The 14,077-nt window shown below is 68.8% G+C and carries 9 protein-coding genes; 2 read left to right on the top strand and 7 right to left on the bottom strand.

What is annotated here, in order from left to right; translation table 11 throughout:
- Nucleotides 1-5: 5 nt before the first annotated feature.
- The 7 genes from ACSFBC_RS11510 to ACSFBC_RS11480 form a co-directional block, all read right to left on the bottom strand.
- Nucleotides 6-1,340, bottom strand: coding sequence for an HlyD family type I secretion periplasmic adaptor subunit (locus ACSFBC_RS11510; RefSeq protein WP_435510455.1), 1,335 nt, complete (start codon nucleotides 1,338-1,340; stop codon nucleotides 6-8).
- Nucleotides 1,337-3,220, bottom strand: coding sequence for a peptidase domain-containing ABC transporter (locus tag ACSFBC_RS11505; RefSeq protein WP_435510454.1), 1,884 nt, complete (start codon nucleotides 3,218-3,220; stop codon nucleotides 1,337-1,339). Before ACSFBC_RS11505 ends, ACSFBC_RS11510 begins: the two co-directional genes overlap by 4 nt.
- Before the next feature lie 45 nt (nucleotides 3,221-3,265).
- The gene (locus tag ACSFBC_RS11500) at nucleotides 3,266-4,984 is read right to left on the bottom strand and encodes a Mur ligase (RefSeq protein ID WP_435510453.1); all 1,719 of its coding nucleotides are present in this window, start codon (nucleotides 4,982-4,984) and stop codon (nucleotides 3,266-3,268) included.
- A 30-nt stretch (nucleotides 4,985-5,014) separates the two neighbouring features.
- The gene (locus ACSFBC_RS11495) at nucleotides 5,015-5,521 is read right to left on the bottom strand and encodes an OmpA family protein (RefSeq protein ID WP_435510452.1); all 507 of its coding nucleotides are present in this window, start codon (nucleotides 5,519-5,521) and stop codon (nucleotides 5,015-5,017) included.
- 73 nt (nucleotides 5,522-5,594) lie between these two features.
- Entirely contained in the window at nucleotides 5,595-9,200 is a 3,606-nt protein-coding gene (locus ACSFBC_RS11490; protein WP_435510451.1) for a hypothetical protein, read from the bottom strand.
- Nucleotides 9,201-9,580: 380 nt separating this feature from the next.
- The gene (locus ACSFBC_RS11485; protein ID WP_435510450.1) at nucleotides 9,581-10,573 is read right to left on the bottom strand and encodes a tripartite tricarboxylate transporter substrate-binding protein; all 993 of its coding nucleotides are present in this window, start codon (nucleotides 10,571-10,573) and stop codon (nucleotides 9,581-9,583) included.
- A gap of 49 nt (nucleotides 10,574-10,622) precedes the next feature.
- Entirely contained in the window at nucleotides 10,623-12,068 is a 1,446-nt protein-coding gene (locus tag ACSFBC_RS11480; protein ID WP_435510449.1) for a hypothetical protein, read from the bottom strand.
- A 91-nt stretch (nucleotides 12,069-12,159) separates the two neighbouring features.
- Between ACSFBC_RS11480 and ACSFBC_RS11475 the strand changes: the two genes are divergently transcribed.
- Both ACSFBC_RS11475 and ACSFBC_RS11470 read left to right on the top strand, forming a co-directional pair.
- Nucleotides 12,160-13,080, top strand: a complete 921-nt coding sequence (locus ACSFBC_RS11475) for a LysR family transcriptional regulator (RefSeq protein ID WP_435510647.1) — start codon at nucleotides 12,160-12,162, stop codon at nucleotides 13,078-13,080.
- Nucleotides 13,064-14,020, top strand: coding sequence for a tripartite tricarboxylate transporter substrate binding protein (locus ACSFBC_RS11470; protein WP_435510448.1), 957 nt, complete (start codon nucleotides 13,064-13,066; stop codon nucleotides 14,018-14,020). The genes ACSFBC_RS11475 and ACSFBC_RS11470 overlap by 17 nt, the downstream gene beginning before the upstream one ends.
- The last annotated feature ends 57 nt before the right edge of the window (nucleotides 14,021-14,077 follow it).

The following is a 14,077-nucleotide window of genomic DNA, read 5'->3' as shown; positions in this document are numbered from 1 at the left end:
GGTCTTCATGGTTCGCGGAACGCTTCGCGCTTGAGCTTGAGCACCGGGCGCAGCATGTACCAGATGAAGGGATCGCTGCCGACGATCAGGTCGACCTCGGCCTCCATGCCCGCCGTGATGCGGTTCTCGGGTCGCCCCACGTGACTTTTCTCGGTGCTCACCAGCAAGCGGTAGTACGGGGACGCGGTGGTGTTCGCCGGATCGCGGTCGGCATCGGCGGCCACCAGCATCACGCGGCCGTTGACCGAGCCGTAGCGCAGGAAGTCGTAGGCCGTGATCTTGACGCGCGCGGTCTGGCCGGCTTCGACGAAGCCGCGGTCGTTGGGACTGAGCTTGGCCTCGATCATGATCAGGTCCTGGTCGGGGACCACTTCCATGATCGCCTCGCCGGGTTTGACGACCCAGCCGGGGCCGGGGTTGCGCAGGCCCTTGACGATGCCGTCGGACGGCGCCTTGACGGTGGTGCGCGAGCGCTGCGTCCTGGCACGGGCCAGGTCTTCGGTCAGGCTGGCGAACTGCCGCTCGACCGTGGCCAGTTCGTCCGAAGCGCGGCGCCGGTAGCGGCCTTCGGCCTCGGCCATCTTGGCCTGGGCCTCGGTGATGGCCGCCGTGGCCGACACCAGCATCTGGCGCGCGACCGCCAGTTCGGCGCGCACGGTCTCGGTCTGGCGGCGCTTCTCCAGCACCTCGACCTGGCCGATCAGTTTCTCGGCGAGCAGCTGCTCGGAGATCTCCTGTTCCTTCTGCATCAGCGCCAGGCGCTCCTGCAGGCCGACGATCTTGGCGTGCTGTTCCATCTGCCGGCTGCGGGCCTGCTCCATCGCGGACACGGCACCGGCCATCACGCCGCGCTGCTCCATCGAACGCGCGTCGAAGGCGCCCATCTCGCCGAGGAACACCGCCTCGTCGATGCCGCCGTCGAAGGACTTGCGCGTGAGCGGCAGCCCGCGGCTCTCGGCGATCAGGCGCACGCGCGCGCCCAGGGTCGAGGCATGGCGTGCCGTGAGTTCTTCCAGGTTGAGCCCGCTGCCGCCGAGGTCGATCTCGACCAGCGACTGGCCCTGGCGCACCGTCTCGCCCTCCTTCACGTAGACCGCACTGACGATGCCGCCCTCCAGATGCTGGATCGACTTGACGCGGTCCGACGGGATCACGCGCCCCGGCGAGACCACCACCGTCTCCATCGGAAAGCACAGGGCCACCACGGCCAGCAGCGCGATCGCGCCGCCGATGAGCCACTGGCGGCGGCCGGCGCCGCCGCGCGCCGTGGCGGCCGTGGCCACGAAGGCCTGGTCGCGCAGCACGCTGGGCAAATCGGCCTTGGGGTTGTCTGCACTCATCGCTCTGCTCCTGCGGCCAGTGCCGCGAGGTTGACCGCGGCCTGGGCCGCGACATCGGCTTCGGGCACTGCGCCCGCCTGGCCTGTCGAATCGGCTTCCGCCGGTTTGGGGACGGGCGCCACGGCCACGAGCTTTCGCACGCCGAACAGCTTGGGCACCATGTCGGCGGCCGTGCCCTGCTCGACGCCGCCGTTGCCGCTCACGTGATAGACCTGCGAGGCGGCCGACACCATGCGCAGCGAATGGGTCACGACCACCACGGTGCGCGACTTGGCCACGGCCTGCAGCGTGGCCAGCAAGGCCAGTTCGCTCTGGATGTCGAGGTCGTTGCTGGGCTCGTCGAGGATCAGCACCGAAGGGTTGCGCAGGAAGCTCAGCGCCAGTGCGAGCTTGCGGCGTTCGCCCACCGACAGGCCGGTGCCGCCCTCGCCCACCACCGTGCGGTAGCCGGCGGGCTGGCGCGAGATGAATTCGTGCACGCCGGCCACGCGGCAGGCCGTGAGGATCTGTTCGTCGCTCTGGCCGGGCGCGGCGCGGCGCAGGGTGTCCATCAGTTCGCCGCCGAACCAGTAGACCTCCTGCGGCAGGTAGCTGATCCACTGCGCCAGCTCGGCGCGCGCGAACTGCGAGACGTCGTATTCGCCCAGGCTGACGCTGCCGCGCGTGGGCTCGTAGAGGCCGGCGACGAGCTTCAACAGTGTCGACTTGCCCGCGCCGTTCTTGCCGACGATCACATGCAGGCCACCCGGGCCCATCTCCAGGTCGAGGTGCTCGAGCACTGGCCGCGCGCCTTCGGTGAACGCAAAGGACACGTCCTTCAGCACGATGCGCCCCGCCGGCTGCGGCAGCGCCACGCCCGACGGGTCGCGCTCGACCGGCTCGGACAGCACCGTCTCGAGGCGCTTGGCCGCTTCCGAGGCCGCGGCCAGCGAGCGCCAGCTCGAGGCCAGGCCGGCCACCGGCTGCAGCGCCTTGATGGCCAACATGTTGGCCGCGATCAGGCCGCCCACGGTCATCAGCTGCGACATCACCGAGATCGCACCGACCGTGATCACGACGACCGAGAACATGGTCAGCAGCACCGTGGTGCCGTCGCGTGCGGTCTCTATCTCTCCGTTCTTGCGGAAGCTCTCGGCCAGCCAGGCGTTGTAGGTCTCGCGCCAGAGCTGCACGGTGGGCGCATCGTTGGCCTGCGTCTTGAGCGTCTCGCGGGCCTGGCAGATCTCGGAGGTCATGCGCTCCAGGCTGCGCCCGCGCTGCACTTCCTCGACCCGGCCGGCACGCACCTCGTCGGCCCACCACCAGGCGAGGAAGGACACGATGCCCAGGAAGGCCAGCACCACGGGCAACACCGGCAAGGCGACGATGCCGATCACGATCAGCGCGAACAGCGCCATCGGCAGGTCGAACACCGACATCGCAAGGCCGCCGGTGACGGTGCCGCGCACCGCACCCACGTCGCGGAAGTACTGGAACCAGGCCGAGGCAGGACGGTGCTCGAGCGCGCGCAGCGGGCGGTGCAGCATCGAGCCGAGCATCGCGCCGGACACGTGGTGGTCGATCACCGCACCGGCATCGCGCAACAGCCGCGAGCGCTTGTGGCGCAGCCAGAACTCGATGCAGAGAAAGCACAGGATGCCGCAGACCAGCGCCCACAGTGTGGACATGCCGCCGCGGTAGATCACGCGGTCGTACACCTGCAGCAGGAAGATCGAGGGCAGCAGCCCGAACAGGCTGATCGGCAGCGACCACCAGGCGGCCGTGCGAATCAATGGGTAAGCCGCACCGAAGGCTTCGCGCAATGCGCCGGCATAACTGCTGGCGCCCGGCTCCACGGGCGCATCGGCCACGAGTTGTCTCGGCAATAGGAACTTAAGCATGTCGGAAAGCCTTGGGAAGCACGCACGGTGCACACCCCCAAATTGTCACTGCATTGTTACTCTTGACAAGTCTTGTTTCGACATCAGGGCAACAGATTCGACGATCGGTGTTTGCAACAGATAGCGGTGGTACGCCACGAAGCCGGAGAGGTAGTGCTCCACGTCGTCGATGCGCACGCGGAAGGCCTGGTGCCGGATGAAGAAGGACCCGTTGATGGCCGCGGGCTTCTTGAAATACATCGCCATCTCAGGCCAGAAGAATCCGTTGAGAAGGTAGTGCGCGCGGTGCTCGAGCGCACGGTAGAACTTGGCGGTGTCGAAGTCGTCGAGCAGATGGCGCATCGTCGGCATGGCGCGCAGCCGGCGCAGCATCTGCTCGGCGGCCAGCATGAGTTCGAGCAACGTCGGGAAGGTGGTCTTGCGTTCCAGCACGAAGTCCAGGTGGTCGGCCACATTGAGCAGGCCGAAACGGAAATACACCTCGAGCGGCCGCCAGCGCGTGAGTTCGTTCACGCAGTAGCTCAACCAGTGGTCGTGCGCGCGCCAGTGCTCGTTGGCGATGAAATAGCCGAAGGCCTTCTCGACCACGGCCAGCCATCGGCCGTCGCGCGTGAGTGCATAGAGCCGCAGCAGCCCGAAGGCGGCCTCGCCGTCGTAGTAGATGATGCGCGAGGCCTGTTTGAGCGAGAGATCGCCGGCGTTGAGCACATGGTTGAAACGGCCCGTCTGCGGGTCCTGCAGCGAAGCGATGCCCAAGGCCAGCTTCTCCATCAGGGGAAGCCAGCGGTCGCTGTCCATGAGCTCGCAATACTTCACCATCGCGAGCAGGCACACGGCGTTGCCACCCAGCTTGATCTCGTCGGCCGTGTCGATCAGGAAGGCGACCTCCTGGCCGTCCGGCAGCGTGTACTGCCGCACCAACACTTTCGCCACATGCTCGATGGCAATGTCGATCGCGTCCTTGAGCGCATCGTCGCGCGTGAGCTCCCAGGCCTCGAGCATGGCGTAGACCGAGCTGGCATGACGCAGCGTGTTGTAGGTGGGAATGCGGCGATCGAAGCACGGGAAGTGGCCGTAGACGAAGGCGCCGTTGTCCCGCACCTGCTGTGCCAGGAACGACGAACCGCTGCGCACCAGCGCCAGCACGCGCTCGGAATCGAGCCGGTCGACGACCCGGCGACCGGCGTTCAGCCCCGCGCCTTCGATGGCATGCGGCACGCCATCGGGTTGGCAGAACACGCCGCGGGTCGACAGCAGGTAGACCTGACCGGCGGGCGGCAGCTCGGGCATGGGAGCCGGGCCGAATCGTGTGCGGTGGTAGATGCCGAAGTTGCCGCGATTGACCACCGCATGCTCGATGCCCGAGCCGCCGTACAGCATGGCGTTGGCATTGAGTTCCTGCTCCGTGAAGGCGTATTCGAAGTCTTCGTCGAAGGCGATGCCGTAGCGGAAATAGTTGCGCTTGGTCAGCTCCAGCTGATGGGTCAGCCGCTCCCAGCTCACGGCGCGTGCGCCTTCGACCCAGTCGACGCGCAGCCACAGTGCGCCGGGCTCCTGCGTATCGATCCACTGCTGGAGCAGCTCGACGCCGCGCTGCCATGCGGTCGTGAAGTCCGGGCCGCCGGCGTGCACGACATGCGCGCGCTGCTGCCCATCGGTCGCCGAAAAGAAGAACACGTAAGCCGGATACGGCGCCGGCAGCGGCGCACAGTGCGACAGCAGGTGGTCCCGACAGGCTCGCAACCGTTCCCTGAAAGCGATCATTGCGTTCCGGTCTCCGTGAGGGGGGCCGGCTCAGCGGTAGCGGAATTCGACGCGACGGTTGAGCTGGTAGCCCGCCTCGGTCTGTTCCAGGGAGGCCGGCTTTTCCGTGCCCCAGCTCACGGCTTCGATCTGCGACGTGTCCACGCCCAGCAGCGCCATGGACTTCTTCACCGCTTCCGACCGGCGCTGGCCGAGCGCCAGGTTGTACTCGCGGCCGCCGCGCACGTCGGTATGGCCTTCGAGCACCACCGATTCGGCACGGCGCGCGCGAAGGTAGTTGGCATGCGCCTCCACCACACTGCGATCGGCCGGCCGGACGGTCGACTTGTCGAAATCGAAGTAGACGATGCGGGCCACGCCGATCGGCCCGCGCTCCGCCTGTGGGGGTGCCGGGTTGACGCGCACCCCCGCGACCGGACGCGAGCCCGGACGGTTGGCGTAGTAGTGGGTGGTCTGGTCGCTGCCGTCGCGCGGTGTCGCGCAACCCGCGAGCACAGTGGCTGCGGCCACCAGACCCAGACTGAGATATCGGTTCATATGCGTTCCTTTGGGAGGGCGCGGGCCGCACCCTGGTGCGTGCCCGCGTTCAGAGGGAGGGCCCAGCCGTCCCTCAGGCCAGGAGGCCTTGCAGCAGGTGGTTGACAGGGGCACCGGCACCACCCGCGGTGCTGTCGGCGACGCTCGTGACAGGCGCCAGCAGGCCGCTGTTGCCGCCGAGCAGACCGCCGACCAGACCGTTCTCGCCGAGCAGGCCGCCGAGCAGACCGCCACCCGATGCGCCGCCGCCAAGCAGGCCGCCCACCAGGCCGTTCTCGCCCAGCACGCCGCCGAGCAGGTCGCCACCGATGAGGCCACCGACCAGTCCGTCCTCGCCCAGCACGCCACCGAGCAGATCGCCACCCAGCAGGTCGCCACCGACCAGGCCGCCCACCAGGCCGTCCTGACCCAGCACACCGCCGAGCAGATCACCACCCAGCAGGTCGCCGCCGATCAGGCCGCCCACCAGGCCGTCCTGACCCAGCACGCCACCGAGCAGGTCACCACCCAACAGGTCGCCGCCGATCAGGCCGCCCACCAGACCGTCCTCGCCTAGCACGCCACCGAGCAGATCGCCACCCAGCAGGTCGCCACCGATCAGGCCGCCGACCAGGCCGTCCTGACCCAGCACACCGCCGAGCAGATCGCCACCCAGCAGGTCGCCGCCGATCAGGCCGCCCACCAGGCCGTCCTGACCCAGCACGCCGCCGAGCAGATCACCACCCAGCAGGTCGCCGCCGATCAGGCCGCCCACCAGGCCGTCTTGACCCAGCACGCCACCGAGCAGGTCACCACCCAGCAGGTCGCCACCGATCAGGCCACCGACCAGGCCGTCCTCGCCCAGCACGCCACCGAGCAGGTCACCACCCAGCAGGTCGCCGCCGATCAGGCCGCCCACCAGACCGTCCTCGCCCAGCACGCCACCGAGCAGATCGCCACCCAGCAGGTCGCCGCCGATCAGGCCGCCCACCAGACCGTCCTCGCCCAGCACGCCGCCGAGCAGGTCACCACCCAGCAGGTCGCCGCCGATCAGGCCACCGACCAGGCCGTCCTCGCCCAGCACGCCACCGAGCAGATCGCCACCCAGCAGGTCGCCACCGATCAGGCCGCCGACCAGGCCGTCCTCGCCCAGCAGACCGCCGAGCAAATCGCCACCCAGCAGGTCGCCACCGATCAGGCCGCCGACCAGGCCGTCCTCGCCCAGCACGCCACCGAGCAGATCGCCACCCAGCAGGTCGCCGCCGATCAGGCCGCCCACCAGACCGTCCTCGCCCAGCACGCCACCGAGCAGGTCACCGCCCAGCAGGTCGCCACCGATCAGACCGCCCACCAGGCCGTCCTCGCCCAGCAGACCGCCGAGCAGGTCGCCACCCGCCAAACCACCGCCGAGAAGACCGCCGAGCAGATCACCACCCAGCAGATCACCGCCCACCAGGTTCGCCACGCCGTCAGTGAGATAGTCCACCTGGCCGAGCACGGGGTTGAGCAAGCTGGCCGTGGCACCGTTGCCCAGCAGGCCGTCGGCCAGCGGGCTCACCAGGCCACCCGCCGTGGCCAGCAGGCCGCCGGCCAGATCGTCGACCGGGTCGAGCGTGTTGGGGTCGTTGGCGGTGAAGCTGTCGCCGAGTACCGGTGCCAGCAGGCCTTCGACCAGGTTCGTCGTGCCATCGACCAAGCCACCCACCGGCTCGAGCACGCCACCGACCAGACCACCGACGATGGGCAGGTCGCCCACGATGTCCGTGGCGTTGCCGACCAGCGTGTTGGCTGGCGACAGCAGCGAGTCGGAACCCGGCGTCGGCGTGTCGCCACCGGCGAGCCCATTGAGCAGCCCGCCCAACAGGCCGTTCTCGCCGAGCAGGCCACCGGTCAAGCCAGCCACCGGACCCTGTGGGCCCACCAAGCCACCGATCAGGCCGTCGTCGGCCAGCAGGCCGCCGACCAGACCTTCTTCGGCGAGCAGGCCACCCACCAATGTGTCCGGGCCCAGCAGTGCACCAGTCAAGCCGTCTTCGCCGGTCAGACCGCCCAGCAGGCCTTCGTCGCCCAGCACCGGGCCGAGCAAGCCACCGACCAGGCCGTCTTCACCCAGCAGGCCACCGACCAGACCGTCTTCGGCCAGCAAGCCGCCCACCAGGCCGTTGTCCGCCAGCAGGCCGCCGACCAGCCCTTCGTCGCCGAGCACGCCGTCCAGCAGGCCGCCGACCAGGCTGCCTTCGCCCAGCAGGCCTTCGTCGCCCAGCAAGCCGTTGACCAGATCGGCCACCGGCGTGTCGGCCAGCAGGCCGTTGACCAAGTCGCCGATCAACACGTCATCGACCAGGTGCGCGATGCCGTCGGTCAGGTAGTCGACCTGTTGGCCGACTGCGCCGAGCAGCGCGTCGGTGACACCGTTGCCCAGGAGCGGGTCCAGCAGCGGGCTCAGCGCACCGCCGGCCAGACCGCCCACCTGGGACACGACGCTGTCGACCGGGTCCAGCGCATTGGGATTGTTGGGCGTGAATGCGCCGCCGAGCAGGGGTGCCAATGCACCGTCGACGATGTCCGTCACGTTGTCGACGACGCCGGTCACCGGCGCGAGCGCGCCACCGGTACCGAGCAAGTCGTCGACCGAGCCGACCAGGTCGTCCACGAGTCCATCGGCTGGATCGAGCAGCGAATCTGCGTCTGCATCTGCATCTGCATCTGCATCTGCATCTGCATCTGCATCTGCGTCAGCGTCTGCATCGGCGTCTGCATCGGCGTCTGCATCGGCGTCTGCGTCTGCATCGGCGTCTGCATCGGCGTCTGCATCTGCGTCGGCATCGGCATCGGCATCTGCGTCGGCATCGGCATCGGCATCGGCATCGGCATCTGCGTCGGCATCGGCATCGGCATCTGCGTCTGCGTCTGCGTCGGCATCAGCATCTGCGTCGGCATCAGCATCTGCGTCGGCATCTGCGTCGGCATCGGCATCGGCATCGGCGTCGGCGTCGGCATCTGCATCTGCATCTGCATCCGCGTCGGCATCCGCATCGCCGTCCGCGTCAGCATCCGCATCCGCGTCGGCATCTGCGTCTCCATCGCCGCCATCGCCGCTGCCCGGAGGCACGTTCGTGCCGCCGTTGTTGTCGTCACCACCACCGCCGTTCAGCGCCGCGCCGAGCGCCAGCGCGCCCAGTGCGCCCAGCGCGAACTCGCCCAGGCCGATGCCGCCGGCACCGGCCGCCACCTTCTTCGTCACCGCCACCGCGGCCGCATCGCCAGCGCCTTCGGTCGGCGTGACCACCAGATCGCCCGCAGCGAGGTCGACGTCGACCTGCTCCAGGCCGCCCGGCAGGCGCGTGGTCGCGATGGTCGCGTCGGTGCCGCCGGTGAACACACCGGTGAGCGGCGCCTTGTCGGTGGCCGAGGGGAAGGTCACGGCCGCCTGGCCGCCTTCTGGCACGATCACGCGGTCGCCGGCCAGCAGCGACTGCGAGCCCTGCACGGCGATCGTCTCGCCGCCACGCATCACCGTGACGCCGGGCGTCGCGTTCGATAGCGTGCCGGCGCCGGTCGGCGTGGCCGCAACGGCAGAGGCCACAGCCCCGGTGGGTGCCGCCGTCGGCAGGCCGGAAGCCTGCGCGATGACAACGGGCTCCACGGCGGACGTGGAAACGGAAGTGGACGCAGCGGTCGATGTCGATGGAATGGTCATGGCACCCTCTTGAACAAAAAGATGCATGTCTTTCCGCAACTCGCGTGCCGCAGTCATCCCGCCCTCGGCGAATTCAGACTCCAACCCTTTCAAGTCATTGATTCAAAAGGATTTATTCGAATTTTCGAGGCACCAGGCAGGCATGCCACCCCGCGTTCCGCACGTGTTTCGGAGGGAACGTTACGTAACATCCGTAGGCCCGTTCCGGCCCACATGACGGCGTCTCGTCCGACTGGAAAAAACCGACGCCAAACGATATGAGTTCTTTCGACTTAACTTCTTGAAGCACGTCGACGCGCCGGCAACATCGCCGGCCGTGCCATGCAAAAAGCCGCCGGGCCCGAGGGCCGGCGGCTTTGTCACTCAAGCGAAGCGCGAGATCAGTCCGCGTACACGCCCGCCGCCTTGATCACCGGGCCGAAGCGCGCGACTTCCGCCTGCACGAACTTCTTGTGCTCGGCCGGCTCCACGCGCTTGTCCGTCACCACCACCGCGCCCAGGCCCTCTTCCTTCTTGATGAAGTCCGGGTCCTTCAGCGCCACCTTCAGCGCGTCGTTGAGCTTCTTCAGCACCGGCGCCGGCGTGCCCTTGGGCGCATACAGGCCGTGCCAGATCGTCACCTGGAAGTTCTTCATGCCCGACTCGTCCAGCGTCGGCAGGTCCTTCAGGGCCGGCGTCGTCAGCCGCTTGAGCGTGGTCACCGCGTACGGCTTGACCTTCTTCGCCTCGATCTGGCTCGTGGTGTTGGTGGTCTGGTCGCACAGCAGATCGATCTGGCCGCCCAGCAGGTCGGCGATGGCAGGGGCCGTGCCCTTGTACGGCACGGTGGTCATTTCCGCCTTCAGCTCGCTCTGGAACAACAGGCCGCACAGGTGCGAGGCCGAGCCGATGCCCGCGTTGCCCAGGTTCACCTTGCCCGGGTTCTTGCCGATCCACTCGCGCAGTTCCTTGAAGTTGTTGGCTTCGAGCTGCGGCTTGCCGATCACGGTCATGGGCACGTCGTTGATCAGGCCCAGGTACTCGAAGTCGGTCTCGTAGTTGTAGGGCAGCTTGCGGTAGAGCACCGGGGTGGTGGCCATGCCCACGTGGGTGAGCAGCAGCGTGTAGCCGTCGTTCTTGGCGCGTGCGACCTTGGCGTTGCCGATGGTGCTGCCAGCGCCCGCGGCGTTGTCGATCACGATGCTCACGCCGTCCAGGGGCTTGCGCATGGCTTCGGCCAAGTCACGGGCCACGCGGTCGGTCGGGCCGCCGGCTGCGAAGGGCACCACGATCGTGATCACCTTGCCGTCGGGGAAATTCTGGGCCTGTGCGCCTGTGGCCGAGGCCAAGGCCCCCAGGGCCAGGCACAGCGTGTTCTTCAATGTGGGTTTCATGAGCGCTCTGGATCTTTCAGTCGGTGTCTTGGATGCTTTGGGAGGGGAGTCACTGCGGCCGGGCGCGGGCCGGCACGCGCGTTTCCAGCGCGGCGGGCGTGTAGGCGGGGTCGAAGCTGCAGCCGACGCCGAAGCTCGCCTCGTTGGCCGGGCAGGCAGCCGCGATGGCGGCCGGCGTGGGCTTGGCGCCCTGCTCCACCCAGGCCAGCAAGGCATTCATCAGCGTCGGATAGGTCGGGCCGCTGATGTAGCTGTGGGTGCCTTGGGTGGTGAAAGTCTGGACCAGCCGATCGCCGCTGCCGCCCTGCTGCATCACCGACTTGAAGTGCGCATCGAGCTCGACGAAGGCCGTGGGGTCGTTGATCCACTTGACCGTGAGCACCGGCACGGGGATCTTGCCCGTGGGGTCGGTGTCGGTGGAGAAGCGGCTGTAGGCGGCCGGGTCGGCGCCGTAGCGCAGCACGCCCGCGTTGAGCGCGACGTCGTCGGCCGAACCGCTGTAGACCACGCCCGCGTTGCCGAAAGGGCTCGCGCCGCCGGTGCGCTTGCTGGTCACGTCCTGGTAGTGGAAGGTGCCCCAATTCAGGTGCGACTGGATCGCGCTCGACGGGATCTTGATGACCTTCTCGAGGGTCGCGATACGTGCCTGTTGTTCCGGCGTGCGATCGCCCGCCGCCTTGTTCAGCGCCAGGCACTCGTTGACGCGCGCCGACAGGTTCGACTGCGTCATGGTCACGCCCGCGGGCAGGCCGAGGTTCAGCGCGTAGGGCGTTTCGGTGGGACGCGGGTGGTTGTTGCAGAGGTATTGGTAGACCACGCGCAAGTCGGTGCGGAAGTCGTAGGAGCGGGTGCCGCCGGCCAGCACGCCGCTGGTGAGCAGCACGCCGTCGTAGGGCTGCACACCGAGCGTCTCGGCAGTGAACATCTCGGCGGCCTTCGCCGCCACGCCCGCACCCCACGACTGGCCGTGCAGGATCGTGCGCGTCGGCTTGCCGACATGCTGGCGGAAGATGCCGCGCAGCCGTTCGGTGTCTTCCACGGCGGCGCGCACTTCGACACCGCCCTGGCGGAAGGTCGAGCCGGCCCAGGCGTACCCCGCCTCGACCATCACGGCCCAGCGCGTCAGGTCTTCGATGGCCCGCTCGGCGGTGGGCGCGTCGAGGCTGGGGCCCCCATGCGCATGCAGCACCAGCTTGCCGTTCCAGACTGCGGGCTTGGCGATCAGGTAGTAGGCGCCCATCGAGTCCACGCCGCCCAGGCAACTGGCGGTCGAAGGCACGGCCGCCGGGCAGGCGACCGGGCTCGGCGCGGCTTCGGTCGATTCGGGCGGGGGTGCCGGCGGATCCACAGGCACCGGGTCGACCGGCGCCGGCGTCACCGGCTGCGTGGGCGCGGCACCGGCACCGTTGTCGGAACTGCCGCCACACGCGGACAGGGCGATCACGGCCGCGACCGCAGCGGCCGTCACGGCCGCCGAATTGCAAAGTGCTTTCAAAGTATTGTCTCCTGTAGGTATACGCGGATTGTGGAAACAAGAAGTCGATATGGCAAAGATGTCTAAAATATGGCCTCCATACACAATGCATATCGAGATCCGTCACCTTCGCTACTTCATGGCGGTCGCCGATGCCGGCCACATCACCCGCGCCGCCGAGGTCCTGGGCATGCAGCAACCGCCGCTGTCGCAGCAGATCCGCGCACTCGAGACGGAGATTGGCGCCGAGCTGTTCAACCGGCATCCCAAGGGCGTCAGGCTCACCGAGGCAGGCCGGCTGCTGCAGACCGAGGCCCGGCGCCTGCTGGCGGAATTCGGTGCCTTGCAGACGCGCATGCTCGACTTCGTCGAGGGCCGGCGCGGGCGCATCGCGATCGGCTTCACCACCTCGGCCGCGGCCCACGCCTTCACGCCGGCCTCGCTGCGCCTGTGCCGCAGCCGCCATCCCGAATTGCAGATCGACGTGAGCGAGAACAACGCCGCGGAGATCACCGCCGCCGTGCTCGACGCGCGGCTCCACTGCGGCTTCGTGCGCGTGCCCGTCGCGCGCCCTGCCGGCCTGGCCTTCGAGCCGGTGCTGGAGGAGGAGTCGGTGCTGGCCATCCCGATCGATCACCGCCTGGCCGCCGACGCCGCCACGCCCGTCGCGCTCGAGGACCTGCGGGGCGAACGGCTGATCCTGGTCCGGCGCCCCGGCGCACCCGGCCTCTACGCCAACCTGCTCGCCGCCTGCGCGCGCGAGAACGTGGAGGTGGAGCTGGCGGTCGAGGTCGAACACATGATGACCAACCTGAACCTCGTGGCCGCGGGCATGGGCCTGTCGATTGCGCCGGCATCGATGCGCGGCACCCACGCGCAGGCCGTGGTGTACCGGCCGTTCAAGGACGCGCAGAGCCTGCGCTCGCCGCTCACGCTGGTCTACCGCGAAGCGGATTGCAATGGCCCCACGGGTGCCTTCATTGCGCTGGTGCGCGAGCTCGCCGGCAGCAAAGACCATGCCCCTTTCGACTAGGGACCCGATCTCCCGCTGTCGCCGTTCGCTGCTGTTGTTGCCGCTGACCCTGCCGCTGGGCGGCGCCGCCTTCGCCTCGCGCTGGCCGCAGCGCGCCATCCACATCACGGTGGCCTATCCGCCGGGCGGCGTCAGCGACCAGATCGCACGTGCGCTGGCCGAGGTGCTTTCAGCGGACCTGGGCGTGCCCGTGGTGATCGAGAACAAGGCCGGTGCCAGCGGCACCCTGGCCCTCGACCTGCTGGTGCGACGCCCGGCCGACGGCTACAGCCTGTGCTTCGTGGCCGCCACCGCCGTCGCCCTGCGCGCCCAGGCCGCGAGGCGCCGCGGCGTGGCATTGCGCGCGGCCGTGCCCGTGGCCGGCGTCATGCGCACGCCGATCCTGATCGTCGGCACACGCAGCCTGGGCGTCGACGGCTTCGCGCGCATGGTCGACAAGGCCCGCCAGTCGCCCGGCAGCGTGCGCTGGGCCACCACCGGCGAAGGCACGACGGGCTACGCGGTGCTCGACCGCGTGCGCCGTGCGAGCCGGACCGAGATCGTGCACATCCCCTACAAGGGGGGCGGCCAGCAGTTGCTGGATGCGCTCGCGGGCCACTTCGAAGTGCTGTCCACCAACGTGGCCACCGCGCAGCTGGAGGACATCGCCGCGGGCCGGCTGGTCGCGCTGGCCGTCGGTGCGCCGGCACGCCTCAAGGTGCTGCCCGACACGCCCACGCTGGCCGAACTCGGCTACGACGATGCGAACCTCGACTCGCTGTTCGGCCTGTTCGCGCCGCCCGAACTGCCCGAAGCCCTGGTCGAACGACTGAACCGCGCCGTGGCGACGGCACTGGAAAACCCGGCGCTCCAGACCCGGCTGCGCAGCATGAGCAACCTGCCCTTCGAAGGCAGCGCCAGCGCGTTCGCGCAGCAGGTGGCGCGCGAGGCGCGGCGGTAGGCAAGGCATCCGGAGGACCGCGTCCGTCGATGCGGCGCATGACGTTACGATCCAGCG

Source organism: Variovorax frigidus (assembly GCF_051216515.1).
GTDB lineage: Bacteria > Pseudomonadota > Gammaproteobacteria > Burkholderiales > Burkholderiaceae_C > Variovorax.
Note: the sequence above shows the minus strand (reverse complement) of the source record. Positions and strands in the feature narration are given on the sequence as shown.

Bases quoted from the DNA above. Each gene is read 5' to 3' on its own strand.
- ACSFBC_RS11510 (WP_435510455.1), bottom strand. From the start codon at position 1,340: ATGAGTGCAGACAACCCCAAGGCCGATTTGCCCAGCGTGCTGCGCGAC.
- ACSFBC_RS11505 (WP_435510454.1), bottom strand. From the start codon at position 3,220: ATGCTTAAGTTCCTATTGCCGAGACAACTCGTGGCCGATGCGCCCGTG.
- ACSFBC_RS11500 (WP_435510453.1), bottom strand. From the start codon at position 4,984: ATGATCGCTTTCAGGGAACGGTTGCGAGCCTGTCGGGACCACCTGCTG.
- ACSFBC_RS11495 (WP_435510452.1), bottom strand. From the start codon at position 5,521: ATGAACCGATATCTCAGTCTGGGTCTGGTGGCCGCAGCCACTGTGCTC.
- ACSFBC_RS11490 (WP_435510451.1), bottom strand. From the start codon at position 9,200: ATGACCATTCCATCGACATCGACCGCTGCGTCCACTTCCGTTTCCACG.
- ACSFBC_RS11485 (WP_435510450.1), bottom strand. From the start codon at position 10,573: ATGAAACCCACATTGAAGAACACGCTGTGCCTGGCCCTGGGGGCCTTG.
- ACSFBC_RS11470 (WP_435510448.1), top strand. From the start codon at position 13,064: ATGCCCCTTTCGACTAGGGACCCGATCTCCCGCTGTCGCCGTTCGCTG.